We start from the raw sequence: 25,019 nt of genomic DNA on the forward strand, positions 1-25,019 counted from the left end.
CTTCCGCAATCGTCGATAGCGTCGACATCAACGACATCGACGAGAGGACACCTGATGAGCCTGCGAGGATTCGCCACCCTGAACATCTGGGCGGACGACGTGGAAGCGGCCACCGCCTGGTACGCGGACTTCCTCGGCATCGAGGCGTACTTCATGCGCCCCGGCCCCGACGGACGCCCGGCCTACACCGAGTTCCGCATCGGGGACTACCAGGCCGAGCTGGGCATCATCGACAGCAGGTACGCACCGGCCGGCCCGGCGACCGGGCCCGGCGGGGTGGTCATGCACTGGTGCGTCGACGACCTCGACGCGACAGTCGAGCGGCTGCTGGCGTTGGGTGCCACGGAGTACCAGCCGATCACCCCGCACGGGGACGAGGGGTTCATCACCGCGGCGGTGGTCGACCCGTTCGGCAACGTGCTGGGGGTCATGAAGAACCCGCACTACCTCGACGTCCTCGCCTCGCTGAAGGCGACCTGACGGGTGCCCGGGCCGTTCAGTCCCACTCGTCCCGACCCGACGTCCGCCGCACCAACGCTGCCGCCTCGTCGGTGTCCAACCCACTGGCGATGAGCAGGTCCTGGGCGGCCATGCGGAATTCACCCGCGGCGATCATTCCCGAGTAGCCCAACCGGTGGGAGTGGGGACGGGTGGGATCCGGGGCGGCTGGCCCCTGCGCCTCTCCGACCAGCTCGAGAGCGGTCAGGATCTGCTGGCGCGCCTTTTGCGGATCCGCCCGCTCGGGAGTGGTGGTGCGTCTCAGCGTATGCATGCTGGTGGCCAGCAGCTCGATGGCTGCCGCGAACTCCTCCGGTATCGGCTCATCCTCCCGGAGAGCCTTGGTGAGTCTTCGCGCGACGGCCCGACAGCCGTAGAGGCTGCGCTCGAGATGTCGGATGGCCTGGGTGGAGCGGGCCAGCAACCTACGTTGGTGCCACCGTAGTGGCGCCAGTCGCACCACCTCCTGGGCAGCCCCGAGCCCCTCGTCCAGCGCGGTCACCCGCGACCCGAGGATCCGCAGGCCGGTCAGACTCTGCTCGGTGCCGTCAAGGTCCCGACGGCGCAGCGCCGCGCCGAGGTTGTGCAGGGCGTCGATAGCCGGGTCGAGGACCGGTTCGGCCAGCCGCTGCACCGTCCGTTGCGGGTGGATGGGCACCACCAACAGACCGACCGCCAAGCCGACCAGGCCGCCGACCGCGGCATCGACGAAGCGAGGAACGGACAGGTCACGCACTGGCGGTTCCAGTGTGGCGATGAGCACCGCTGTGCCACCGGCCTGGGTGAGCAGGGAGCCACCGCCCTTGAGCAGGATGGCGACGATGATCGCCAGTACGACGACCAGGCCGGTCTGCCAGGGCCCGATGCCGAACAGCGGCATGACCGCGTCACCGACGGCGAGCCCGAGAACGACCCCGACCAGCAGCTCGATGGTGCGCCGCAGGCGTGTGCCCATCGAGGCGGCCACGATGCCGACCGCTGTGGTGGGCGCGAGCACCGGGGCGGGATTGTCCAGGAACTGGGCCCCCACGAACCAGGCTATCGTCGCCGCGACGCCGGCCTGCACGGCGAGCAGCCCGTAGAGGCGGAACCGCCAGGCGCGGGAGCCCAGCCCGTGCCGCACCCGCTCGCGCAGACCGGCCCAGGTTCGGCCGACCCGGGACACCCCGTGCGGGGGCGGGTCGTTGTCGGCTGCCGGATCCTGCTTGGCGGGCATCCGCGCCGCTTACCCAGCGGATACGGACCTATCCGGCCAGCGAGCCGAATCGTGCGGATCCCCGTCAGTGGGCGGGGTTCGGCGTGTGCGGGAGTTTGCCGAGCTGGCGCCAGTTCGTCTCGGCGACGTCGACACCGTAGTGCTTGGCGGCGGCGAGGATGTTCTGAAAGGCCAGGTCCCGGTCCTTGTCGGTGACGCCCTGCACCTGATCGAACCGGGCGACGGCATTGCGGACGTGGCTGGCATCGGTCATCGGTTCCTTGCGTTTGCCGGGGAACGCGAAGACGGTCTCCGGCAGCTCACGCTTGTCCTTGTCCGACAGGCCGCCGTGCTTCTCGTGGGGCTTCCAGGTTGATGTCATCGTCCAGCATTACCCGCACGCCGTCCGGCAGCACCTCCGAAGCCGACATTTCCCCGACCACCGCCACCGGCAAGATCCATATCATGCCGACACCTCGGGTCGAGGCCGAAGCCCTGCACACGTCGTCCTTTGTGGAGTGCGAGCATGGCCGGCATGGATATCTATGAGGACTCCCGTACGGTGTCACGCTCCGACCTGGCCGCCTGGCTGCGCCAACTGGCGAACCAGCTGGAGTCTGACGGGCGGCTCTTCTACGGCGCGGCGGGTGCGGTGACGGTCGCGGACACGGTGCGGTGCGAGCTGGAGATCGAGCGAGAGAGCGAGACGGAGGTGTCCGTCGAGATCGAGTTCTCCTGGACCGAGCCCGCGCGCGTCAAGGTGGCGGACGAGGAGGAGCCCTCGAAGGACGACGAGGCCGCCGAGCCGGCCGACACCACGCCGCACGCCGCCCCCTAGCGACGTCGCCGACCCGAGATCGGGCGTGGGCGCCGTCCGTCGGATCCGGCGGACAGTGCCCACGTACGCGGCCAGGCCGCGTACTTTAAGGAAGGTTTAAAGACCTTCCGAGCGCGAGCCGCAAGCGCCTACCATTCGGCGGCCGTGGCCGTTCGGGTCATCCTGGCGTCCACTCGTTGGGAGAGACCCCGTGTCCTACGAAAGCCCGCAGCCGCCCCGTCATCGCGTTCCTGGCTGGCTCGGCCGCAACAGGCTCGGCGTGGCCGTCGGCGCGGCGGCCGTACTCGTCATCGCGGCCGGGGGCGTGTACCTGGGCAACGGCGCGGCGCAGCCCAAGCCGTCGAACGCGGCCAACGCCCTCGAATACCCGTCACCACCGGCCGGGCAGCCGGCGTCGCCCGGCGTGGCGGTGTCGACCTCCACGACGCCGTCGGCCTCCACGACCCCGTCGACCGGCGCGGCACCGTCGACCGCTGCCGCGCCGAAGGTCCCGGCGACCGGCTGGATTCCGGTCGACCGGGCTACCTGGAAGGCGCAGGCCGACGCGTACCGGGCGTTGAAGGTCGACCCCGTCCCGTCCGGAGTGGGCAACCTCCCGGAGTTCCGGGCGGACTGCCAGTACAGCCACCGGCTACCGGACGACCCGATCGTCGCGCCCGGCCTACCGGGCGCGTCACACATGCACTCGTTCGTCGGCAACAAGGCCGTCGACGCGAACACCGTCGCCGGCGACCTGACGAAGTTCACTGCCACCTCCTGCAAGCCCGTCCAGGACCACTCCGCCTACTGGGTGCCCACGCTCTACGACAACGCCACGGGAAAGCCGGTCGAGACCACCGGGTTCCGGGTCTACTACCGCTCGCTCGCCAAGAACTCGACAGGCCAGATGCCGATGCCCAACGGCCTGCGCATGATCTCCGGCGACGCCAAGAAGAAGAAGCCGACCCCGCGCGGCGCGACCGGCCAGTTCTACTGTGCCTTCTACGGCCCCGGTGACCTCGACGGCATCGCCCGCAGCACCAACGGCAACTGGCCCATCTGCGGGGGCGACGCGACGCTGCACTTCATGATGCAGTTCCCCGACTGCTGGGACGGCAAGCACCTGGACAGCCCCAACCACAAGGACCATGTGGCGTACGGCAGCGGCAACTCCTGCCCGACCAGTCACCCGGTCCGGATCCCGGCGATCACCTTCGACATCCAGTACCCGGCCAAGGGCACCCCGGCCGGCTACTACCTGTCCTCCGACAAGGAGGGCAAGAGCGCCTCGTCGATGCACGGCGACGCGTTCGTGATGTGGGACGTCGACACCATGAACAAGCGCACGAAGAACTGTGTCCAGGGACGCCGGACCTGCGACAACTACGGCTACCAGAAATAGCCGGGGCCAGGCCCGTGTCGGCCTGGCCCCGGGGTCGGGTCGGTCAGCTACGCAGCGTCCACCGCTGGTTCGTGCCGCCGTTACAGGACCAGAGGATGAGCTTCGTGCCGTTGGCGGTGGCGGCACCGTTGGCGTCGAGGCAGAGCCCCGACTGGGCGTTCGTCACGGTGCCGTTGCTGTTGACGTTCCACTGCTGGTTGAGCCCACCGTGGCAGTCCCAGATGATGACCGCGGTGCCGTTGGCAGTGCCCGCCCCGGAGGCGTCCAGGCACTTGTTGCCGTACACGGTCAGTTGCTTGCTGGCGGTCTGGGCCCACCGCTGGTTGGCGCCCGTGGAGCAGTCCCAGAGTTGGGTCTGGGTGCCGTTGGTGGTCGAGGAGTTCGGCACCTCGACACAGCGGCCGGACTGGCCACCCACGAGCTGCCCGCTCCCCGTGCCGCTGCCACCGCCCTGCTGCTGCCGGACGATGAAGGTCGACTCCGCCGACCGGTTGCCCTGAGCGTCGACGACGTACAGCCGGTACTCGCCCTGGGTGGCCGGCACGGCGATGGACGTGGCGTTGCCGGCGGCCCTGGTCATCGTCGCCCCGGCGGTGAAGGTGGTCGTGCCGGACGGCGCCAGCCAGACCGACTTGGTGGCGTCGCCGGTGCTGCGGATCGGGATCGACGCCGTGGCACTGGTGACGAAGGTGCTGGCGGGCAGCACGTAGTTCGGCGCGGAGAAGGTGCTCGCCGGGACGATGTCCCGGTACGCGTCCTCAAGGCCGGAATTCGCGGCGATACCGTACGCCGCAGCGGGCCAGACATAGTCGGAGGAGACGAGGATGTCGGCGACCGTGCTGTTCGGCAGATTCTTGTTCGAGACCTTGTTGATCGGGCCGTAGATCTGCGTGATGCTCAGATCGTGCTTCCGCCCGAAGTCGTCCGAGTTGATCATCCAGGTGACGTTCTTGTCGATACTCAGGACGTTGTCGCGGAACGTGATGAAGGCTGATCCCTCATCCGGGTGCAGTCCGTACTTGTGGCCCGACGGCACACCCTGCAGATAGTTGTTGGTGATGGTGGTCCCGGGCTGGCTTCCGAGCGTGTAGATGGGGCCCGTGTCGCTGAGACGCTGCACGGTGTCAATGATGTGGTTGTAGCTGATGGTGTTGTTTCTCGCCGTGGTGGTCGGCCGGTTCGGCACGATCGAGCCCGACGATCCGTCGAAGTTCCACCAGCCCCAGCCGAGCGTGATGCCCGACCATGGGGTCTTCTCGATCCGGTTGCGCTGGATGGTGAGGGTGTCGACGAAGTACGCGGAGATGGGGCTGTGCCCGTTGAACAGGACCGCGCTGTCGTAGAGGTAGTTGTTCTTGATGTCGATGTTCTTCGGTAGTCCCTCGACCGACGCGGAGTACTTCTCGCGGTTGGTCGACGTGCCGTCCCCGATGTAGACGTGCTGCGGATGGCCCACGAGGATCGCGGACCCGGCAATGTCGTTGGTGTGGTTGCCGATCAACTGTGTGCCCTGCACGTCGTTGACCATGCTGATCCCGTCGGCACCGGTGTGTTGGACCCGGTTGCGTTGCAGGAGGATCCCGTCGGCGTTCTGCACCTGGACGATGCCGGGAACCACGTCGACGTTGCGGTAGTGGTAGACGTGGAAGTTGCCCTTGGCGTACACGTTCGCGCTCAGATTGCCCTGCTGGGCCTGCTTGAGGACCGAGCCTGCGACGTTGACCAGGTTCCAGTCGGAGTGCTGCACCGTCAGGCCGGAGAACGTGATGTTGCGCGCGTGGCTGCTCGTCGAGGTGCCGGCGACCCGCAGCACTGTGGAGACGTTGTTCGGCGCGTAGACCGTCGCTGTCGACATGTTCTCGGCGCTGGCCTTGTAGTAGTAGAGCGTCCGGCTGCCCTTGTCGAAGAAGAACTCGCCGGGGGCGTCCAGGAACTCGTAGGCGTTCATGAGCTTGTGCGTGCCACCGACCTGGGCGTTGCCGTTGAACGAACCCTGGGCGATGGCCGCACCGGGTTGCTGGAAGAGGGCCACCCGGTTGGCGCCGTCGGAACTCGTGGTCACCTGGCGGACGCCCACGATGGCCGTGGTCCAGGTCGTTCCGGTCTCGATCTCGATGTCGTCCTGGTTGCGGGCGACGGCAGGGAAATCGTTCAGGCTGTATTTCGCGCCGTCGCACTGCGAACCTGACTCCCAGGCCCACGCGGCCTGGTTGGCAGTGATGTTGTACGTCCCGTAGCAGCCCGCCGAGCTGATCGTCTTCGACGCCATGAACGCGCGCTTGTCATTGACGTAGAGCGCCCGCAGCTTGTTGGCGCGATCGAGCGGCGCCTTCCAGATGTTGCCGCTGTGCTGGCTCCACCCGGTCACCGGGACGCCGCCGTCGAGGACCGGCGTCTCGCCGGGATAGGCGGCGTAGGCGACCCGGAACCCGTTGTTTCCGGAGTCGCTGGCGCCGAACTCGACGGTGCTGGTGACCGGATATCTCCCGCCGCGGAGATACACGTTGATGTCGCCGCTCATCGTTGAATTGATGGTGCGAACCACGTCCCGCGCGCGTTCAACCGTCTTGAACGGCGATTGAATGGTCCCCGGATTGGCGTCGTTACCGTCCGGGGCGACATAGTAGGTCGCCTGGACTGCGGCCGAGGCCGGTAGTTGGTTTGTCAGCACTGCCGGCAGTGTGGCGGCGACAAGCGCCGCCACCGCCAACACTGACATTCGAGCGGTGGATATGGCTGACTTCACGTCTGTTCCTCTCACTGGTCGTCGATGTGGTGCCCAAAGTGCGTATCGAGCGACGAGTACGGAACAGCGACGCCACTAAGGGCCGGCGGGGACTTCCGTCGCCCCGACCGCACTCTTTGTTAACCGCCCCGAAATTCTTACTGGGAGCGTAGGTCACACGTCTGACCAATGCAACCGGCAATTGGAGGGCGTCTATGCAGAAATGCCGTCGGATCGGGCAGATCAACCACGCCGGCCATACACCCCTGCCTACGTCGTCCGACGAATCCGCAGGGACGACGCGAGGCTCGTCGTGGAGGCCCGCGACCACTCGCACGCACCTCGGCGATCGACAACTGGACGGCGGCCTCGGCCTGCGCACCGCAGCGCAGGGCGCTGAACGTCGCGAGCAACCACAGCCCCCCAGGGGACGCCGGACCGGGGGACACCGTTGGTCCGGTCCCCCTTTGGAGCTGAATCGCCTACGACATCACCGACAGCCGACCCCTCGAACCGCTCCAGCGACACGGCCCCCACGCGATCCCCACGACATTGCCGCCAGGCGGTTCGCCCGCACGGTTCGTCTTGACCGGGCCCGGGGAAGGCCAACCGGACCCGACGCCGGGCACACCACCGACCCCTTGCCTGATTCGTTTACGGCATCAGCTCCATAGGCGCCCGCAGGTACTAGGCCCCCGCCGACCCGAGCGGTCGCGAGAGGGCTCAGCGACCCCCGGCCGGACCGACGATCAACCCACTCCCAGGACTCGATCAATAAAGAGGCCGCGCGACCCGAAAGGCTCCGAAAGTTTCGGCGACCGCGCGAGCCGGGGTGGCGTCCCGGGCGTGCCCACGTCAGACGCACCACACCCTCGCCAGCCGGCCCGGGGACCTGCCGGTGCACACGGATCACACATTGACTTGTATTGATGTTCTGCTTACAGTCACCAACGAAATACCGAAAGTTTACCGAAAAGTAGCCCGGAGGTCCGGCCACCTTCCGCAGGTCGCCACGCAGCGACGGCGGTCTGGCGTCGGTCCGCTCCGGCGTGAACCAGGAGGAACCCCAGCGATGTCGCAGCTCGTCCTGTTCGCGATCGACATCTGCGCGGTGGCGCTGCTCGTCTTCGGGCTCTACTTCCCCCGGCACCGCCGACGCGACCTGGTCGTCGCCTATCTAGGGGTCAACGTCGGTGTCCTCGCGGTGGCGAGCGCGCTGAGCGCCAGCGACGTCGGTGCCGGGCTCGGGCTGGGGCTGGCGCTGTTCGGAGTGCTCTCCATCATCCGACTCCGGTCGACGGAGCTCGACCAGCACGAGGTCGCGTACTACTTCTCCGCTCTCGCACTGGGCATTCTCGGCGCACTCAGCACCACCTCGGTCTGGCTCAGCGGAGGCCTGATGGCACTCATCGTCGCGGTGATGTTCGTCGGCGATCACCGACGACTGCTCCGGCACTACCGGCACCAGATCATGGTGCTCGACTCCGCCGTCACCGATCACGTCGCTCTCGTCGCCCAGCTGGAGCAGCTGCTCAACGCCCGGGTGCACAACGCCATCGTCCAGCGGCTCGACATGGTCAACGAGACCACTGTGGTCGACGTCCGGTACTCGGTCGCCCGGCGCAGCGCGGCGGCCGGCACCAGCAAGTCGGTACGGGCCGGGGCGCTCCGATGAGCGCGCCACCGCTGGCGACGCTGACGCCGATCGCACTGGCCGAGGTGATCGACAGGGCAGCGCTGCAGTGCAGGGTGGACCGCAAGTACGTCCTGACGGTGGGCGAATTGCCGTACCTGCTGGACCAGCTCAGCCCGTACGCCCGGGTGCTGGACATCGATGGTGAGCGCAGCTTCCGGTACGAGTCGGTGTACTTCGACACGCCCTGCCTGGCCAGCTACCACTGCGCCGCGTACCGGCGGCGCAGGCGCTTCAAGGTACGGACCCGGACCTACCTCGACTCCGCCCAGTGCTGGCTCGAAGTGAAGATCAGCGGAGCACGCGGACGGGTCACCAAGCACCGACTGCCGTATCTGGCCGAGGACCGCCGCACCGTCCGGTCCGGGCGCGGGTTCGTCGACGAGGTGCTTGACCGGGAGTCGATTCTGTCCAATCTCACCGGCAGCCCGCTGGAGCCGATGCTGGTCACCAGCTACCGTCGCTCCACTCTGCTGCTCCCCGCGACCGCGAGCCGGGTCACCATCGACACCGGGCTCACCTGGCAGGACGGTGACCGCACACTGCGACTGCCCGGCATCGCCGTGGTCGAGACCAAGACCAGCTCGGCCCCCTCTCTGGTCGACCGCGCGCTGTGGCAACGCGGGACCCGTCCCGTACGCATCTCGAAGTACGCCACCGGTCTCGCGGCCCTGCGCGTGGACCTTCCAGACGTGCCGTGGCGACGGACGTTACGCCGCCATTTCCGCGCCGACCCGTCCTCGGCGCTCCTGGAGTTGACAGTTCCGACCCGATCAGAACAGGAGGCATCGTGCGCATGACCACCCGCAACACCGGTCTTCCGGTGGCGGCCCTTCGTGCCGCCGGGATCGCCGCCACCGCCGTGTTCGTCGCAGGCCTCCTCGTGGTGTCCTCGCCACCGGCCGGCGCCGAACCCGTCTCCGCTGTCCAGGCCGCCCAACCGGTCACCGAACTGCTCGCCGGCGCCCCGGCCGCCGATGCCGCCGCCGCACCGGCCGTGGCAGACGACCTGGTCGGCGACATCACCTTCTCGGTGCCCAGCGGCACCTTCCAGGGGGAGGTGGCGGTGACGCTGAGCAGCACCGTCAGCGGCGCCCAGATCCGCTACACCACCAACGGGCAGCCGCCGACCGCCCAGTCGTCGCTCTATTCGGGCTCGGCGCTGCGCTTCACCCGCACCACCCAGTTGCGGGCTCAGGCGTTCGTCGGCCAGACACCGACCGGTGCGCCCGGCACCGCCATGTACGCCGCCCAGAACGTCACCACCGCCCACGACCTGCCGGTAGTGCTGATCGACTCGTACGGCGCTGGTCGGCCCGACCGTGAGTACTTCGACGCCACCACAATGATCTTCGAACCGACGGGCGGCGGCACCACATCGTTGGCGGCCGCCCCGACACTCAGCACCCGCGCGGGATTCCGGCTGCGCGGCAACTCGTCGGCGACGTTCGAGAAGACGCCGTTCCGCGTCGAGTTCTGGGACAACGAGGACGACGACGCCGACCACCCGGTGCTGGGCATGCCCGCCGACTCGGACTGGGTGTTGCGCGGCCCGTTCCCCGACAAGGCGCTGATCCGTGAGGCGCTCGTCTACGACCTCGGGCGCGAGATGGGGCTGCCCGCCCCGCGCTACGCGTTCGCCGAGTTCTACCTCAACGCGGACGCCGCACCGGTGGGTGCCAGCGACTACATGGGCGTCTACATGTTGATGGAGACGATCAAGAACTCCAAGGACCGCCTCGACCTGAAGCAGTTGGACGCCGACGACGTGACACTGCCGAAGATCCAGGGCGGGTACATCTGGAAATTCGAGTGGATGGCGGCCGAGGAGCCGACGTTGCCGTGCACCGGGCCGGCGGCCACCTGCTGGAACTACCTCGAAGTCGCCGACCCGTCGCCCCTGCAACCGCAGCAACGGGACTGGCTGCGCGGTCACCTCCAGGAGTTCAACGACGTGTTGCACTCGTCGAACTTCGCCGACCCGACCACGGGCTACCGCAAGTACATCGACGTCGACTCGTTCATCAACCTCATGATCGTCAACGAGTTGAGCCGGGAGATGGACGCCTACGTCCGCAGCTCACACTTCTACAAGGACCGGGACAGCAAGATCTTCGCGGGTCCGCTGTGGGACTTCGACCTCAGCTTCGGCGTCGGTGGATTCTTCGCCAACGACCAGGTGTCGGGCTGGCAGCACCAGCAGACCCGGCAACCGTCGGCCAACGACTGGTTCGCCCAGTTGCTGCGCGACCCCGCGTTCGTCAACCAGGCCCGATCGCGCTGGCAGACGCTGCGACGGGGCCTGCTCTCCGACGCCGCGCTTCAGACCCGGGTCAATGCTCTCGCGGCCCCGCTGACCAACGCCGCTCAGCGCAACTTCCAACGCTGGCCCAACCTGACCGCGCCGACGGTCAGCTTCTTCCGCACCCCGACCTCGCCCACCTGGCAGGGGCAGGTCCAGGTCATGCGGGACTGGATGCTGCGACGCGCCGCCTGGCTGGACTCCACCGCGGGCTGGGGTGGGTCCGTCACCACGCCACCGCCCACCACGCCACCGCCGACCACACCACCGCCCACCACACCACCGCCCACCACACCACCGCCGGCGGCGGGCTGCACCGCGACGTACACGGTGACCAGCCAGTGGACCGGCGGCTTCCAGGGCGAGGTACGGGTCACCGCCGGAACCTCGGCGATCAGCAACTGGACCGTGACGTGGACCTTCACCGGTGGCCAGAGCGTCGCCCAGGCCTGGAACGCGACAGTCACGAGCCAGGGCTCGACGGTCACCGCCCGCAACGTCGCCTACAACGGGGCACTCGGCGTCGGCGCGAGCACCGCGTTCGGGTTCCTCGGCTCGTCCACCGGCGCGCCCAGCACACCGACGCTGACCTGCACGGCGAGCTGACCAACCAACGTCCCGGGCCGGGTCGACATTCGACCCGGCCCGGGGCTTCGGTCACCTGATGGAGAATTCCGCCAGCCGCAGCGGGGAGTCGAACACCAGGTACACGTCGTGAGTGCCGACGGCCCGAGCCAACTCGGTGCTGGTGCTGACGTACCGGTAGTCGTCACCGGTGCTGGGCACTGTGGCCGTACCGAGCAGCCGGCCGGTGGGCGACCCCAACCGGATCTGGATCGTGCCGACGCCCGCTCCGGCCTTGGCGACCTTCGCGGTGAAGGTGCGCGCGTCGGCTCGCAGCGCGGAACCGTCGAAGGAGATCCACTGACCGGCGGCGGTGGCACCGACCGCCGTACCGCTGGGTTTCGTCTCGTCGACGAGCCGGGCACCCGCGTACCTGTCGAAGTTCTCCGCCCTGGTGGGCCGGGACAGGTCGCGGGCCGGAATGGTCTCACCGCGGACCCGGACCGCGGCGCGGGCCCGGATGTCCTCGACGGACGCCCCGACCATCAGGTCGTGGACCGACGACTCGACCACCCACTTGCTGCGGGTGACGTCCCAGTGCGCCAGGTCGGCGGCGGGCAGGCGCAGGGTCACCGTACGGGTCTGCCCGGGTGCGAGTTTCACCTGTTGGAACGCCTTGAGCTGGCGGATCGGGGTGGTGTCCCGTGAGGTGCGCTGGTGGGTGTAGAGCTGAACGACCTCGGTCCCGGTCCGGCTGCCGACGTTCGTCACGTCGACACTGGCCGTGATGGTGCCGTCGGCCGCCACCGACTGGGCACCGGCACGCAGCTGGCCGTACCGGAACCGGGTGTACGACAGCCCGTGGCCGAACGGGTAGAGCGGCTTCGCGCGGCTGTACAGGTAGGTCTGCCCGGACGAGATGATGTCGTACTCCAGCAGGTCCGGTGGTAGTTGCGAGTCCGAGCGGTACCAGGTCTGGGTGAGCCGGCCGGACGGGTTGCGGTCGCCGAAGAGGACGTCGGCGACGGCGTGACCGGTCTCCGCGCCCGCGTGGGTGGTCCAGACGATGGCCGGTACGTGCTCCTGCTCCCATCGGATGGTGACCGGGTAGCTGGTCTGGAGCACGAGAACGGTCCGCGGGTTGGCCCTGGCCACTGCCTTGACCAGCGCCTCCTGGCCGGCGCTCAGCGCCGTTGAGGTCCGGTCGTGTGCCTCGCGGCCGTTGATGAACGGGTTGCTGCCGACCACCAGCACTGCGGTGTCGGCCGCCTTGGCCGCCGCCACGGCCCGGTGGATTCCGTTGCTGATCAGCTCGCGACTGAAGTGGGTAGCGGCGGTCGGGGTCGAGGCGCCGAGCTTGAGGGCGCCGTCGTCGCCGATCGTCACGTACGTGTCGGCACCGAACCAGCTCTCCTTGGTCTCGTAGCCGACGTAGCGCAGCACCACGGTGCCGTCGGCCTGCGGCTCCAGCTTGAACTGCTGCTGGACGTACCAGCCGTTCGGCTGTTCGTCCCGGGTGAGGAACGGCCCCCAGTTGTAGCCGAGGTAGCGGCCGTTGGCGGCGTTGCGCAGCGTCACCACGTCCTGCCCCCAGTCGACGACGTCGAACTGGGCGACGAGCGCCGGGGTGGCGCCGGTTCCGAGGACGCGGTCGGCGTCGGTGGTGCCGGTGGCCGAGACGTACCGGCCGGTCGACACGTCCTTCAGGGCGATCCGGTCCGCCCCGTCGAGCCCGCTCACGCTGGCCGAGCTGCCCAGGCGCTCGCGGATGCCGTCGAGCGCCGTCACCTGGTACGGCAGGTCGCCGCCGTACCAGTCCGAATAGAGGGTGTCGGCCAGCGGGCCGAGCACCGCCACCTTACGGGTCCGGGCCGGGTTCAGCGGTAGCGCCTGCCGCTCGTTCTTCAGCAGCACCATCGCCTCGCCGGCGGCCTGCCGGGCCAGTCGCTGGTGTTCGGGGCTGTTGATGACATCCGGGGTGATGCCGCCGTACCGGCCGCCGCCCGGGTCGAACTCACCCAACCGGAACCGGACGTTCAGGATCTCGCGGATCCGGGCGTCGATGTCCGCCTCGGTGAGCAGGCCGGTGGCGAGGGCCTGCTTGATGGCGGTGATGGTGGGCTGCGCGTTGGTGTCGTCGGTGATGAAGCTGTTGAGGCCGGCCTTGATGATCGCGGCGTTCCCCTCGGCCTGGGTCGGGTAGTACCCCTGCGAGGCGACGAGGTTGTTCGGCGCCCAGGCGTCGGTGACGTTCATCAGCGGCTGGTCGGTCCAGTCGCGTACCACTGTGGCCAGGTCCGGGTCCACTGTTGCCGGACGGCCGTTGACCAGGTTGTACGCGGCCATCATCCCGGTCGCCGCGTCGGCGGCGATGGCCGGCTTGAAGGCGGCGCGGTCGTACTCGTTGAGCACCCGAGGCGGGACGTTCGAGGAGGTCACGTCGCGTCGGACCTCGTTGTTGTAGGCCAGGTAGTGCTTGAGGGTCGGCGCGCTCTTCAGGTGGTTGGGGTCACCGCCGGTCATTCCCGAGCCGTACGCGGTGGAGATCTCGGCGGTGAGCAGCGGGTCCTCGGAGTAGCCCTCCTCGTTGCGGCCCCACCGGGGGTCGCGCAGCAGGTTGACCACCGGCGCCCACAGGTTGAGCCCCCAGACCCGGGGGTTCTGCGCGTGGTAGCCGCGCGCCTCGTCGCCGACGGCCGAACCGACCTGCCGGATCAGGTCGGTGTTCCAGGTGCTCGCCATGCCCACCGGCTGTGGGAAGACGGTGCCGCGAGCCTTGACCACCGCGCCGTTGTTGTCGATGTCGGTCGACCAGGCCACCCCGTGCAGCGCCTCGGTCCCGGTCTTGAACAGGCCGATGCCCAGCCGGGGAATGGCCGGCTGGTACTGGTGCAGCCAGGAGATCTTCTCGTCCTGGGTGAGCCGGCCGAGCAGGTCGTCGACCCGGACGTTCACGGGCAGGTGGGGATCTCGGAACGGATAGGTGGGTTCGGCGAGCGCGGTGCCGGGAACGGCCGGTAGGGCTAGCAGGGCGAGCGCGAGCGCGGTGATTCCGCGCCGAAGGCGCCAGTTCCGCATGCGGTTCTCCTCATGTCGTACGACAGACGCCCAGTCGGGCGCCGAGGCCGGCGTGACCAGGCTCGACACCCGGCTGACGGGCCTGAACGACGAATCGTCGAAGCGCTTCGACGACCCGGCCGCGTCACCACGGCCATGATTGTTGTGATCCGCGCAACTATAGATGCACGCCAATGACTGGGCAATACCTGTTTGCCCTACTGGCCGGTGGACCCCAGCCGCTTGACCAAAACGCCCTCGATGTCTTTCAGCGGCACGAATCCCCACCGACGCGAGTCGACGCTGTCCGGATGTTCGCCGAGCAGCACCGCCATGCCGGCCGGCACCTGCCGCACCCCGGCGCCGACGGCCGGGGCGACCATGTCCGGGACGGCGTCGCCCGGCAGCGCCACGAGGCGTTTGACCAGCCAGCCGGACGCGGGAGAACCCGCGACGACATCCCGGGGACCACCCTCCTGATGGCGCGCGACGACGATGCCGCCGGCTCGGAGTCGGCGCGTTCGGCGCACCACGAGGCGGTCGCCGTGAGCCAGAGTGGGGGCCATGCTGTCACCCATCACATCGACTATCATCAGCCGCTGGCGCGCCAGGGCAACGCCGACGACGGGTGCCGCGAGCGCGGCAAGCCCACCCAGGACGGTGAGCAGGAATTGTGACTCGTCGGTCATAAGACCCCCTTCGAGGGGTATTACTCTCATCTTTCCGTCGGCAAATCAACCCGTTGACAGCATCGAAGCACGCCGATAATCTCGGGTTTCCCAGCCGGGGTTCTTGAGGTCTGTGCGACTCGCACCTCGGCACATGGGCACCACGGGGAATGGGGGACTATGTGGGTGTCGCTGTTGTCGCGTCCATTTTGACGCTGGCCGGCGTTCTTGCGATATCTGTCATCGGAAAAGTGCGTAGTCGAATGAGTTTCCGCGCGTTCGCCGACGGCATTGCCCAACTGCGGGTCGCCCCCGTGCCCTGGTCCCGCCCGGTGGCGGTGGCATCGATCGCGTCCGAGGTTGCCGTACTGGCGCTTGTCCTGTGGCCCAAGGGCACGGTCATCGGCCTGGCCGCGGCCGTGCTGCTCTTCGGCGCGTTCACCGTCGTGCTCGCGCGGGCCGTCCGACAAGGGTCCACGGCGGGGTGCCACTGTTTCGGCCCGACGGACACGCCCGTTGCGTGGCGGCACGTCGCTCGCAGTGCTTTCCTCGCCAGCACGGCCGCCGGCGCCCTTCTTGGCGCGATCACCCTGCCCGCCATATCGCTCAGAAGTCTAGAGCCGCCGCACCTCATATTGGCTCTTTCCCTAGCGGGATTCATCGTCACGACGCTGGTCAGGCTTGACGACCTCACCTGGCTCCTTCGTGGAGCGTCTCACGCGCGCTGAATCTCTCCAATCGATCGCGCACTTCTCGTGCGCTGCGCTTCGACGCCCCGATCCAAGGAGCCCCACAGTGCTATTTCTGTCCACCGCCGTCGGCATACTCGCGGCGCTCGTCCTCGTCGATCTCGCGCTGAGCGCCGCAGTGATCAGGCGGCTACGCGAGACGGAGGCGAAACTCATCGAGATGAACTCGCCGCCCGCCTCGGGGCTGCCGGTCGGCGCCACCATGCCGGAGTTCGTGTCACCGGACGGCCAGGTCTCCAGCGCCGACCTCGCGGGCAGCCCGACCCTCATCGGGTTCTTCTCCGCCGGATGCCGACACTGCCCCACGCAGGCGGAGAAACTGGCCGACCGGGCCGAGGAGTTCGGCGGCACAGGCGTACGGGTGGTCAGCTTCCTCACTGTGGGTGAGGGCATGACCGACGAGCTTGGCCCGACGCTACGGAAGGCCGGCCTCCTCGTCATTGACGACAGCCCGAGCGCGGTGATGGCCGCCTTCCAGGTGCAGGGCACTCCGTCGTTTGTGCTCTTCGGCGCGGACGGACGACTGGCGGCACGCGGGCATGACCTGAGCGAGGTATTGGGCAGCCGATGAGGCGGTCGGCAGCGTTGATGCGTCGCGCGTTCGGGATCTACTTCGGCGCCGCGCCCTGGGCGGCGGCGGTGAGCGTCGTGATCATGGTGGTGGGTGGTCTGACGGCGGTAGCCACCGCCTGGTTCACCCGAGCCCTCATCGACGGTCTCTCCGCCGACGCCACGTCGACGATCTGGCTCGGTGTCGTCGGTTTCGGCACGCTGGCCATCGTGTCGCCAGTCATCCTGCACGTCTCGCAGTACGTACAGCGGGACGCGGAACGCCGGGTGACGATACGCACGCAGCAGGAACTGTTCACAGCGGTGTCGGCGCACCCTCGGCTGACCGAGTTGGAGGACAGCAAGTTTCATGATCGGCTCCGGCTCGCCCACGAGGCGAGTCGCTTCGCGCCGACCCAGCTCAACAGCATGGTCCTGGGCATCGGGCAGGAGATGATCACCATCGTCGCCTTCGGCGTGACGCTGGTGCGCTGGTCTCCCCTGGTGAGCGCGTTGGTCATGCTGGCGGTGCTGCCCACTCTCGTGGCCCAGATCCGGTTGGCGCGGATGCGCGGGGCGATGATGGAACGCACCGTACCGATGTTCCGCCGGCAGACGTTCTACGCGGCACTGCTGCTGGACATGCGCGCCGCGAAGGAGATCCGGCTGTTCGGGCTCGGCCAGTTCTTCCAGGGCCGCCTGCTGCGCGAGTTGCGCGCGGCACAGGGACAGGAACGTCACCAGGACCGACTGGCCCTGTGGGTCGACAGCGCCCTCGCGACGCTGACCGGCATCGTCTCGCTGGTCGCTCTGGCCGTCTTCGTCGCACGGGTGGTCGACGGACACGGCACCGTCGGCGACCTCGTGCTCGTGATCGCGGCACTGACCGCGTTGCAGATGTCCGCGTCGAGCCTGGTCCGACAGATCGCGATGCTCGGCGAGACGTTGATCGTGTTCGGCCATTACGTCGACATCACCGCGGTGATCCGCGAGGCCCGACGTGCCGTTCCGCTGCCCGCCCTGCCGCCACTGACGCGAGGTCTGGAGTTCGACGACGTCTGGTTCCGGTACGCCCCCGAGCACGACTGGGTCCTGCGCGGTCTCACGTTGCGGATCCCCTGCGGCTCGTCCCTCGCCCTGGTGGGCGACAACGGCGCCGGGAAGTCGACAGTGGTCAAGCTCCTCTGCGGCTTCCACGTCCCGAACAAGGGCGTCATCCGGTGGGATGGCGTCGACATCACCACCATCGACCCGGCTTCGCTCCGCGCCCGTCTCGGGGCGACATTCCAGGACTTCATGACCTACGAGTTCTCCGCCCACGACAACATCGCTGTCGGCGACATCAGCGCGCTGGACGACCGGGCCCGCGTACGGGCAGCAGCCGCCACGGCGGACATGGACGCCACCCTGGTTGCGCTTCCGAACGGGTACGACACCATGCTGACGCGAACCTTCAGCGACGGGGATCTGCCCGGGGTGGGGGTTGTGCTGTCCGGGGGGCAGTGGCAGCGGCTGGCGCTGGCCAGAGCCCTGCTCAGGGAGGGCGCGGACGTGTTGATCCTCGACGAACCGTCGTCAGGTCTCGACGTGGCGACCGAGCACGAGATCAACCAGCGGCTGATGTCGCTGCGCCGCACACACACCAGCCTGCTCATCTCGCACCGGCTCAACACCGTCCGCGAGGCGGACAGCATCGCCGTGCTGGCCGCCGGCCGCATCCTCGAACAGGGCAGCCACGACGAGCTGATGGCATCGGGAGGGCGCTATGCCGAGTTGTTCCACCTCCAGGCATCCGGTTACGACGACGCGATCACCACTCGGACCTCGATGTGAACGCTAACACCCTGCTCAGAGTGTCACTGCTGGGTCCGATCGAGGCAACCGTCGGCGGGCAGCCGATGGCCGTCGGCGGCCTGGGCAGGCGAGCACTGCTGGCGGCGCTCGCCTTCAACCTGGGCTCGGTGGTCGCCGTCAACCGTCTCATCGAGGTGATCTGGGACGACCACCCGCCGGCGACGGCGACGACGAAGCTGCAGGGCCACGTCTGCTCCCTGCGGCGAAGCCTGGTGCGGCTCGGCGGGCCGGACGCCGTGAACATCCTGCAGACTCGCCCACCGGGTTACCTGCTGTGCGCCCGCCTCGCGTCGACAGACCTCGCCCGTTTCGACGACCTGACGCAACGGGGTGCCGGCGCTCGGCTCCCCGAAGGTGCCGAACGCCGGGTCGCCGCCCTCTCCGCGGCACTGCGGCTGTGGCGGGGGGACGCCTGCGTCGATGCCCGGTCCGCTGGGGTGGCGGTCGTGGCGGCATCACTGGACGAGCGACGGTGGCGGGCCATGGAGGACCTCGCCGAGGCGCAACTCGTCCTCGGCGACAACAACTCCGTCATCGACGCGATGGAGCCGCTCGTACGCCGGTGGCCGTACCGGGAACGGGCCTGGGAGCACCTCATCGAGGCACACATGAGGCGTGGTGACGTCGCGTCCGCCCTGGCCGCCCACGACCAGTTGTGCGAGATCCTCGCCGGGGACCTCGGCGTCGCGCCCGGTCAACGAATCGGCCGGTTGGTCAGCATCATCCGCGCGAGCGGCCAGCGGTAGCGCCGTCGCCCACCTGCCACCGACGACCACCACACGAGGCGGCGGCTTGGCCGCCGACGTCGTGCGTCGGGCGGCCGTGACCAGTGCTGATGCCGACCCGGAGTCGCTCGCCGGGGCATTAGCGCACCGTTAGCGAATCGTAAGTGGTCGATGACATCGTGACCTCTGTCGACAAACCGTCGTACCGACGGAGAAGGAGAGAGGTCGTATGATTATCAACAAGCTGGCGGACAAGCTATTGGCCACGCTGCTGCCAAAGGCCACGGCGTCCGCGTGCAACGTCTGCTCTCTCGCCTATGTCGGGTGTGGAGGGCCGTTCTGCTACTACTACTACAACAAGGTGGTCGCGGGGCAGGTCCGCTGTTACGCCAACACGGCGAGAGACTGCAACGCGTCCTACGTGAGCTACTCCACGGGCTGCTGCTGATCGTCGATTCGCGGCCGTCGGTCGGATGTCACCATCCGGCCGACGGCCTCATGCTGGAGGACCAACGATGCGGGGCACGGTGCGTCGATGCTGGGGATAGCCGCGTCGCAATGGCGGGTACGACTACGCCGGTCACTGGCCCTGCTCTCGATGATCGCCGTCGCGGTAGCCGGGTTCACAGTGCTCACCGGGGCCGCTGTGACCTCCCGGCTGGATGCGGTGGGCGCGGTCAGCGCCAACTACCGCCCGGTCTACGACCTCCTGGTACGCCCCCAGGACGCGGTGCTGCCGCTGGAGCAGGAGCGCAATCTGGTCCAGTCCGGCCAGTTGGCGGGCATGCGTGGCGGCATCACCCACGATCAGTGGCGCGAGATCCAGGCGGTGCGCGGGGTGTCGGTGGCGGCACCGGTCGCGATGATCGGGTACGTGATGCGCACAGTGCCCGTGACTGTCGACCTGTCGGAACACCTTGACCCGACCGCCGAGCGTCAGGTGTTGCGGGTCCAGCCGACCTGGGCGACGGACGCGGGGCTGAGCCAGATCCCGGACGGGCCGGCGTTCCTCTACGCGACGCGAAACCGGCTGGACGTGGTGCCGAACAGCGAGCTGAAGAGCGGCGGGGGCCTGCCACCGCCGGAGGAGGTCGACGCCGACGGCCACCGGGTGAAGATCTGCCCAGCGGCTCCGGCCATCACCGCTGAGGACTGGCTCGCGCCGACCGACCTCCGAGCCCGATCGTCGTTGACGTGCGTCGGCGGCATGGGCTCGACGGATCGCGAGGGAAAGGCGACGCGGCCGACAGTCACGTTGGCGTGGACGGTGCCGTTCCTGATGGCTGCGGTCGACCCGGAGTCGGAGGCCACGCTGGCCGGGTTGGACCAGGCCGTCACCTCGGGCCGATACTTCACCTCGGCCGAAGCGCCGGCCTCGCGGCGGCTGGACGGAATGCCGTACCCCTACTCGGTGCTCCCGATCCTCGTCGCGGACCGACCCCAGGTCGACAGGACGCTCAACGTCACAGTGCAGCGCCTGAACTCCGACGTGCCCGAGCTGGTCCGGAGATCCGCCGACGACCAGCGGCTCCGCGCCGCTCTGGTCAACGAGTCCGGCACGCCGGTCGCCACACGGGCGATGTCGTTCGAAGAGCCGTACCAGAACCTGCTCGACCGGATGCTCCGCCCCGACGACCTCGGTGTCGAATACGACCTGGCAACGTCGAACACCAGGTGGCTCGACCAGTTCTGGACCGTCGGACCGCCGAAGAGGGTACGGGCCGGGGACGGTCTGCGGGCCCAGCCAGATCCCTACGACCTGAAGATCTGGGGTCAGGGCGCCGACGACGGTGGGTCGTCCCGGCACGTGCCGATGGAGTTCGCCGACACCAGCGTGCGCAGCGAGGTGGCCGTCCATCGGAACCTGGCGCACGGTTACGAGGAGCAACCGGGGGACGTGAGCATGCCCGACGCCGCGCTGGGCGCGGTGGGCACCTTCGACCCCGCCAAGGTTTCGCTGGGCAGCGCGCTGTCAGCGGTGCCCATGGACACGTACTTCAACCCGGGCGCCGAGGGTGCCGACGAAGCGTCACGGCAGGCACTGGGCGGCCGACGGCTGACCCCGAATTCGAACGTCACCGGCCTGCTCAGCCAACCTCCGTTGATGCTCACCACCATGGCGGCCCTGCCCGCCATCTTCGACCCCGGCGCGTACAGCACCGAGCCCAGCTACCCGGAGTACCAGCTCAACACCACCGCGCCGATCAGCGTGGTGCGAGTTCGGCTGGCCGGAGACGTCGGCATCGACCCGGTCTCCCGGGAGCGGGTACGGGTGATCGCCGAGGAGATCGCGCAACGCACCGGCCTCCAGGTCGACATCACCCTGGGGTCGTCGCCCACCGCGATGACTGTGCACTACCCGGCGGGCAACTACGGCCGGCCCGACCTCGCCGTGGCCGAGCCCTGGGTCCAGAAGGGCGTCGCGTCCGTGCTGGTCCGCGCGGCCGACCGCAAGAGCGTACTGCTGTCCCTCCTGGTGCTCGCGGTGTGCGCGCTGGCAGTGCTCAACGCCAACACCGCCGCCATCCGCGCCAGACGCACCGAGTTCGGCATCCTCACCTGCCTCGGCTGGGGCCGCCGGCACCTCCTCCAACTGATGTTCATCGAGATCGTCGGCATCGGCCTCGCCGCAGGCGTCGCGGGCACCGGGCTGGCGCTCGGGATCGCGTTCGGTCTCGGGCTGAACATCGCGTGGAGCCACACACTGCTCGCCGTACCCGCGGCGGTGGCCCTGGCCCTGCTCGCCGGCGGCTGGCCGGCCTGGCGGGCCGCCCGGCCGGATCCCGGCGAGATCATCAGGCCCGCCGTCTCGGGTTTCGCCCTCCGCCGGCAGGCGCCGCGCCGGTTGGGCACTCTCGCGCTGGCCAACCTTGCCCGCACCCCCGGTCGGACCGCGCTCGGCGCGCTGAGTCTGACGATCGGGGTGGCCGCGCTGACCATGTTGTTGGCGATCACGTTCGCGTTCCGTGGTGCGATCACCGGCACCCTGCTCGGTGATGCCGTCACCCTCCAGGCCCGCACCGTCGATCACATCGCCGTGGCGGTCACGATCGTGCTGGGCATCGTGTCGGTCGCTGACGTGCTCTATCTCAACATCTCCGAGCGCGCCGCCGAGTTCGCCCTGTTCGCAGCCGTCGGCTGGACCGACGCCATGCTGAACCGGCTGGTCATCATCGAGGCCATCGGCATGGGTGCCATCGGCGGCACGCTCGGCGCCGCTGCCGGCCTGGGCGCGGCGGCGGCCTTCGCCGGGGGCGTCACCGCTGCGATCCTCTGGTGTTCCGCAGCCGCCCTGGTGTTCGGCGTCGCCGTCTCCGCCCTGTCCGTGGTGGTGCCGATCGCCGTGCTCCGCCGACTGCCCACCGCCCACCTGCTCGCCGAGGGGTGAGCGGCAAAGGAGTAGGTCCGATGGAACAGACGTCAGCTGCGCCGTCGAGCACTGTGACCATGCCGCTGGTGTGTCTCACCCGGGTACGGAAGTCCTTTCCGCTGCCCGACGGCGCACCGCTGGTCGCTGTGAACGACGTCAGCCTGGCGATCGACGCCGGCACCGCGATCGCGTTGACCGGGCCGAGCGGCTCGGGCAAGTCGACGCTCCTGCACCTCATCGGTGCCATCGAACGAAGTGACGGTGGCACCATCGAGGTCGGCAGCCAGGAGGTGACCGGCTTGGCCGGCCGGGGGTTGGCCGCCTACCGGCGACGGGTCGGCTTCGTGTTCCAACGGTTCCACCTGCTGCCCACGCTCACCGCAGTGGACAACGTCGTGGCACCCCTGATTCCGTTCCGCACCGACTTCGACAAGGTCGCTCGTGCCCATGAGCTGCTGGCGATGGTGGGGCTCGCCGACCGGGCCGCCGCCCTGCCGTCGCGGCTCTCCGGGGGGCAGCAGCAACGGGTCGCCATCGCCCGCGCGCTGATCAACCAACCTGCCCTGTTGCTGGCCGACGAACCCACCGGCAATCTCGACAGTCAGACCGGCACCGCGATCGTCGACCTGTTGCTGAGGCTGCGCGACGAGCAGGGCACGACTCTCATCATGGCCACCCATGACGCCGCTATCGCCGCGCGTTGCGACCGAGCCGTCCAGATGCGGGACGGGTGCCTGACGTCGTAGCTGACGGATCACCAGTGGTGGAGCACATTCACCACCAGTGCGGCCACCACGGTGACGAAGAATACGGCCCATCCCACCAGCTGACGGGAGCCGACGCGCAGATGGGCGATGAGCGCGCCGATGAAATACAGCACCAGCCCAGCGGCCGCGAGGGTGCCCAGCAGCGGTACGGCGAAGCCGGCCAGCAACCCCAACGAGCCTGCCGCCAGCGCCACGCCCAACCGCGGCACCCACGACCGTGGCACGCGCTTCATGTCCGCCTGTGCCTTCGGATAGTCGTGGCCGATCAGGTAGGTGACGGCGGCGAAGCCGGTGAAGACCGACGCGAGAATGGTGACAGCGACATAGGCAGCGAACATTGTTCCTCCGTCGTGGTTGCTCGCCCCCCTGGACGATCTGGCGCTGCGGAATGTGACGGCTGGATGCGCCGCGATCAGCTCGTTTGTCCCAGCGCGCCGAACCGTACGCCGGTGGCCTGTTCGGACAGTTCCCACAGACGGCGGCCGTGCTCGGGGTCGGTCGCGGCGGTGGAGAGCTTCGCCGGCGCGGGGTGACCGCGCAGTTCACCCGGCCCACCCGGGGCGACGAGTTGGCCCGGCTGCGCCCCGGGGTCGGTGGCGGCGAACAGCTGCGACCAGACGCCGCGATCGACCGGCTGGGCGAGGAGTGGGTTGCCGATCCGGCCCAGCAGCAGCCGCCAGACCGGCGTGGTGGCACTGGTCTGCAAGTTCGTCGCGGTGTAGCCGGGGTGGGCGAGGAAGCTGCCCAGCGGGCTCGCCACGGCACTGAGCCGCCGGTGCAGCTCGTAGCCGAAGATGGCGTTGGCCAGCTTGGACGTGTTGTAGAAGCCCATCGGGGAGTAGGCCCGCTCGCCGGTCGGGTCGGCGAAGCGCATCTTCGCCTGCCGGTGGTTGACCGAGGTGACAGTGACCACCCGTGGATCCCGGCCGGCCAGCAGGAGGTCGAGCAGGAGCCCGGTGAGTGCGAAGTGCCCGAGGTGGTTGGTGGCGAACTGCATCTCGTGACCCTGCGGGCTGAGGGTACGCGGCACTGCCATCACCCCCGCGTTGTTGATCAGCACGTCCACCCGACGGTGGTCGGCGTGCATCCCGTCGGCGAACGTCCGGACCGAGTCGAGGTCGGCGAGGTCGATCCGCCGGACTTCCAGGTCGACGCCGGGTCGGGCCGCGGTGATGTCGGCCGCCACCCGGCGACCCCGCTCCTCGTCGCGGACGGCCAGCACGACGCGCGCACCGCGAGCGGCGAGCGCCCTGGTCGTGGCCAGGCCCAGGCCCGCTGTGGCACCGGTGACGACGAAGGTACGGCCACTGAGGTCGGGGATCCGTTCGGTGGACCAGCCATTGACGGTCATGCGACCCACTGTGCTATCTGTGGCACTCAGTGTCAAGAAGTGCACGAGATGCCAACATGGGCATGGTGTGGCAGCAGGTGACGTAGCATCGGCGGATGAGATCTCGTGCGGACAACAGCCTGGCCGACCGCAAACGCCAGCTCGTTGCCGACGAGCTGCGTGACGCCGCCCTGATGCTGCTCGCCACAAAGGGTTTCGACGTGGTGACCGTCGACGACATCGTGGCGGCGGCCGGCATGTCGCGACGCACCTTCTTCCGCTACTTCGCGTCGAAAGAGGACGTGGTCGTTCGGTTCCTTGCCGACACCAGCGAAGACATCATCACCGAACTCGCCGCCCGGCCGCCCGCCGAGCCACCGTCGGTCGCGCTGCGCCACGCTCTCTGGGTGCCGCTCGCCGCCTGCAACGACCACCCGGAGCACTCCGAGCGAGCCCGGGTCGTCGTCCGCCTGATCCTGGACACCCCCGCCCTGCACGCCCGCTGGCTGGAACGCCAGATCGAGTGGCGCGCCGAGCTGGCCGCAGAGGTAGCCAACCGCCGTCGCCTCGACCCGCACACCGACCCCTACCCACGGATGGCCGCCGGGATGGCACTGCTGGCACTCGACACCGTGCTCCAGCGGTGGCAGCCGGGCGACGACGAGCAGCACCTGGCCGAGCTGATGGACCAGGCGTTCGCCGTCGTGGCACCGGCCCTCGACGCGCCCGCCGCGTCACCCGCCGCCGGCTGAGC

At 68.7% G+C, this 25,019-nt stretch carries 21 protein-coding genes and 1 pseudogene; 15 read left to right on the forward strand and 7 right to left on the reverse strand.

Annotation, left to right across the window (positions count from 1 at the left end; genetic code table 11):
• The first annotated feature begins 54 nt into the window (after positions 1–54).
• Positions 55–480, forward strand: coding sequence for a VOC family protein (locus tag OG992_RS14645; RefSeq protein ID WP_238684724.1), 426 nt, complete (start codon positions 55–57; stop codon positions 478–480).
• Positions 481–496: 16 nt separating this feature from the next.
• On the opposite strand, the gene OG992_RS14650 is transcribed toward OG992_RS14645, so the two are convergent.
• Both OG992_RS14650 and OG992_RS14655 read right to left on the reverse strand, forming a co-directional pair.
• Complete coding sequence (locus tag OG992_RS14650; RefSeq protein WP_238684725.1) at positions 497–1,714, reverse strand: aromatic acid exporter family protein; 1,218 nt, start codon at positions 1,712–1,714, stop codon at positions 497–499.
• A gap of 64 nt (positions 1,715–1,778) precedes the next feature.
• Positions 1,779–2,075, reverse strand: a complete 297-nt coding sequence (locus OG992_RS14655; protein ID WP_210781038.1) for a DUF6582 domain-containing protein — start codon at positions 2,073–2,075, stop codon at positions 1,779–1,781.
• 153 nt (positions 2,076–2,228) lie between these two features.
• Here OG992_RS14655 and OG992_RS14660 point away from each other — a divergent pair, with 153 nt between their 5' ends.
• Positions 2,229–2,531, forward strand: coding sequence for an amphi-Trp domain-containing protein (locus OG992_RS14660; RefSeq protein WP_238684726.1), 303 nt, complete (start codon positions 2,229–2,231; stop codon positions 2,529–2,531).
• Positions 2,532–2,721: 190 nt separating this feature from the next.
• Positions 2,722–3,912 carry a DUF1996 domain-containing protein gene (locus OG992_RS14665; RefSeq protein ID WP_266303501.1) on the forward strand — a complete coding sequence of 397 codons (1,191 nt, stop codon included), beginning with the start codon at positions 2,722–2,724 and terminating at the stop codon, positions 3,910–3,912.
• A 43-nt stretch (positions 3,913–3,955) separates the two neighbouring features.
• Here the strand turns inward: OG992_RS14665 and OG992_RS14670 are convergent, their stop codons facing one another.
• Positions 3,956–6,631 carry an RICIN domain-containing protein gene (locus tag OG992_RS14670; protein WP_238684728.1) on the reverse strand — a complete coding sequence of 892 codons (2,676 nt, stop codon included), beginning with the start codon at positions 6,629–6,631 and terminating at the stop codon, positions 3,956–3,958.
• A 1,078-nt stretch (positions 6,632–7,709) separates the two neighbouring features.
• Between OG992_RS14670 and OG992_RS14675 the strand changes: the two genes are divergently transcribed.
• From OG992_RS14675 to OG992_RS14690, 4 genes and pseudogenes are all read left to right on the forward strand, one after another.
• On the forward strand, positions 7,710–8,312 hold the full coding sequence (locus tag OG992_RS14675; protein WP_091393400.1) for a DUF4956 domain-containing protein: 603 nt from the start codon (positions 7,710–7,712) through the stop codon (positions 8,310–8,312).
• Positions 8,309–9,130 carry a polyphosphate polymerase domain-containing protein gene (locus OG992_RS14680; RefSeq protein WP_266303502.1) on the forward strand — a complete coding sequence of 274 codons (822 nt, stop codon included), beginning with the start codon at positions 8,309–8,311 and terminating at the stop codon, positions 9,128–9,130. Before OG992_RS14675 ends, OG992_RS14680 begins: the two co-directional genes overlap by 4 nt.
• A pseudogene (locus OG992_RS14685) lies at positions 9,127–9,546 on the forward strand (chitobiase/beta-hexosaminidase C-terminal domain-containing protein); the annotation flags it as partial. The gene OG992_RS14680 and the pseudogene OG992_RS14685, both read left to right, overlap by 4 nt.
• Before the next feature lie 129 nt (positions 9,547–9,675).
• On the forward strand, positions 9,676–11,238 hold the full coding sequence (locus OG992_RS14690) for a CotH kinase family protein (protein WP_266305206.1): 1,563 nt from the start codon (positions 9,676–9,678) through the stop codon (positions 11,236–11,238).
• 51 nt (positions 11,239–11,289) lie between these two features.
• Here the strand turns inward: OG992_RS14690 and OG992_RS14695 are convergent, their stop codons facing one another.
• Both OG992_RS14695 and OG992_RS14700 read right to left on the reverse strand, forming a co-directional pair.
• Positions 11,290–14,274 (reverse strand): glycoside hydrolase family 3 protein, encoded by a 2,985-nt coding sequence (locus tag OG992_RS14695; protein ID WP_266303503.1) that lies wholly within the window; start codon positions 14,272–14,274, stop codon positions 11,290–11,292.
• 197 nt (positions 14,275–14,471) lie between these two features.
• Entirely contained in the window at positions 14,472–14,972 is a 501-nt protein-coding gene (locus OG992_RS14700) for a S26 family signal peptidase (RefSeq protein ID WP_323181861.1), read from the reverse strand.
• Positions 14,973–15,091: 119 nt separating this feature from the next.
• On the opposite strand from OG992_RS14700, the gene OG992_RS14705 reads away from it, so the two are divergent.
• The 7 genes from OG992_RS14705 to OG992_RS14735 all read left to right on the forward strand — a co-directional run bounded on the left by OG992_RS14705 (position 15,092) and on the right by OG992_RS14735 (position 22,914).
• Complete coding sequence (locus OG992_RS14705) at positions 15,092–15,649, forward strand: MauE/DoxX family redox-associated membrane protein (RefSeq protein ID WP_266303505.1); 558 nt, start codon at positions 15,092–15,094, stop codon at positions 15,647–15,649.
• Positions 15,650–15,716: 67 nt separating this feature from the next.
• Entirely contained in the window at positions 15,717–16,241 is a 525-nt protein-coding gene (locus OG992_RS14710; protein WP_266303506.1) for a TlpA disulfide reductase family protein, read from the forward strand.
• A 17-nt stretch (positions 16,242–16,258) separates the two neighbouring features.
• The gene (locus tag OG992_RS14715) at positions 16,259–18,052 is read left to right on the forward strand and encodes an ABC transporter ATP-binding protein (RefSeq protein WP_266303507.1); all 1,794 of its coding nucleotides are present in this window, start codon (positions 16,259–16,261) and stop codon (positions 18,050–18,052) included.
• A 20-nt stretch (positions 18,053–18,072) separates the two neighbouring features.
• Entirely contained in the window at positions 18,073–18,819 is a 747-nt protein-coding gene (locus OG992_RS14720) for a BTAD domain-containing putative transcriptional regulator (RefSeq protein ID WP_266303508.1), read from the forward strand.
• A 208-nt stretch (positions 18,820–19,027) separates the two neighbouring features.
• Positions 19,028–19,246: a hypothetical protein gene (locus tag OG992_RS14725; protein WP_210781026.1), complete on the forward strand. Its 219-nt coding sequence runs from the start codon at positions 19,028–19,030 to the stop codon at positions 19,244–19,246.
• Between the two features lie 87 nt (positions 19,247–19,333).
• Entirely contained in the window at positions 19,334–22,186 is a 2,853-nt protein-coding gene (locus OG992_RS14730) for an FtsX-like permease family protein (RefSeq protein ID WP_266303509.1), read from the forward strand.
• A 59-nt stretch (positions 22,187–22,245) separates the two neighbouring features.
• A complete protein-coding gene (locus OG992_RS14735; protein WP_323181949.1) occupies positions 22,246–22,914 on the forward strand; it encodes an ABC transporter ATP-binding protein in 669 nt (222 codons plus the stop codon).
• A gap of 8 nt (positions 22,915–22,922) precedes the next feature.
• On the opposite strand, the gene OG992_RS14740 is transcribed toward OG992_RS14735, so the two are convergent.
• Positions 22,923–23,273 (reverse strand): DoxX family protein, encoded by a 351-nt coding sequence (locus OG992_RS14740; RefSeq protein ID WP_238684737.1) that lies wholly within the window; start codon positions 23,271–23,273, stop codon positions 22,923–22,925.
• Between the two features lie 74 nt (positions 23,274–23,347).
• Positions 23,348–24,286: an oxidoreductase gene (locus OG992_RS14745; protein WP_266303511.1), complete on the reverse strand. Its 939-nt coding sequence runs from the start codon at positions 24,284–24,286 to the stop codon at positions 23,348–23,350.
• Positions 24,287–24,381: 95 nt separating this feature from the next.
• Here OG992_RS14745 and OG992_RS14750 point away from each other — a divergent pair, with 95 nt between their 5' ends.
• Complete coding sequence (locus tag OG992_RS14750) at positions 24,382–25,017, forward strand: TetR family transcriptional regulator (RefSeq protein WP_266303512.1); 636 nt, start codon at positions 24,382–24,384, stop codon at positions 25,015–25,017.
• The last annotated feature ends 2 nt before the right edge of the window (positions 25,018–25,019 follow it).

The organism is Micromonospora sp. NBC_00362 (assembly GCF_026342155.1).
Classification (GTDB): domain Bacteria; phylum Actinomycetota; class Actinomycetes; order Mycobacteriales; family Micromonosporaceae; genus Micromonospora; species Micromonospora hortensis.

What these genes read in the sequence shown, in the direction of transcription:
- OG992_RS14645 (WP_238684724.1), top strand. Translation starts at nt 55, where the DNA reads ATGAGCCTGCGAGGATTCGCCACCCTGAACATCTGGGCGGACGACGTG.
- OG992_RS14650 (WP_238684725.1), bottom strand. Translation starts at nt 1,714, where the DNA reads ATGCCCGCCAAGCAGGATCCGGCAGCCGACAACGACCCGCCCCCGCAC.
- OG992_RS14655 (WP_210781038.1), bottom strand. Translation starts at nt 2,075, where the DNA reads ATGACATCAACCTGGAAGCCCCACGAGAAGCACGGCGGCCTGTCGGAC.
- OG992_RS14660 (WP_238684726.1), top strand. Translation starts at nt 2,229, where the DNA reads ATGGATATCTATGAGGACTCCCGTACGGTGTCACGCTCCGACCTGGCC.
- OG992_RS14670 (WP_238684728.1), bottom strand. Translation starts at nt 6,631, where the DNA reads ATGTCAGTGTTGGCGGTGGCGGCGCTTGTCGCCGCCACACTGCCGGCA.
- OG992_RS14675 (WP_091393400.1), top strand. Translation starts at nt 7,710, where the DNA reads ATGTCGCAGCTCGTCCTGTTCGCGATCGACATCTGCGCGGTGGCGCTG.
- OG992_RS14680 (WP_266303502.1), top strand. Translation starts at nt 8,309, where the DNA reads ATGAGCGCGCCACCGCTGGCGACGCTGACGCCGATCGCACTGGCCGAG.
- OG992_RS14690 (WP_266305206.1), top strand. Translation starts at nt 9,676, where the DNA reads ATGATCTTCGAACCGACGGGCGGCGGCACCACATCGTTGGCGGCCGCC.
- OG992_RS14695 (WP_266303503.1), bottom strand. Translation starts at nt 14,274, where the DNA reads ATGCGGAACTGGCGCCTTCGGCGCGGAATCACCGCGCTCGCGCTCGCC.
- OG992_RS14700 (WP_323181861.1), bottom strand. Translation starts at nt 14,972, where the DNA reads ATGAGAGTAATACCCCTCGAAGGGGGTCTTATGACCGACGAGTCACAA.
- OG992_RS14705 (WP_266303505.1), top strand. Translation starts at nt 15,092, where the DNA reads ATGGGGGACTATGTGGGTGTCGCTGTTGTCGCGTCCATTTTGACGCTG.
- OG992_RS14715 (WP_266303507.1), top strand. Translation starts at nt 16,259, where the DNA reads ATGCGTCGCGCGTTCGGGATCTACTTCGGCGCCGCGCCCTGGGCGGCG.
- OG992_RS14725 (WP_210781026.1), top strand. Translation starts at nt 19,028, where the DNA reads ATGATTATCAACAAGCTGGCGGACAAGCTATTGGCCACGCTGCTGCCA.
- OG992_RS14730 (WP_266303509.1), top strand. Translation starts at nt 19,334, where the DNA reads ATGCTGGGGATAGCCGCGTCGCAATGGCGGGTACGACTACGCCGGTCA.
- OG992_RS14735 (WP_323181949.1), top strand. Translation starts at nt 22,246, where the DNA reads ATGCCGCTGGTGTGTCTCACCCGGGTACGGAAGTCCTTTCCGCTGCCC.
- OG992_RS14740 (WP_238684737.1), bottom strand. Translation starts at nt 23,273, where the DNA reads ATGTTCGCTGCCTATGTCGCTGTCACCATTCTCGCGTCGGTCTTCACC.
- OG992_RS14745 (WP_266303511.1), bottom strand. Translation starts at nt 24,286, where the DNA reads ATGACCGTCAATGGCTGGTCCACCGAACGGATCCCCGACCTCAGTGGC.
- OG992_RS14750 (WP_266303512.1), top strand. Translation starts at nt 24,382, where the DNA reads ATGAGATCTCGTGCGGACAACAGCCTGGCCGACCGCAAACGCCAGCTC.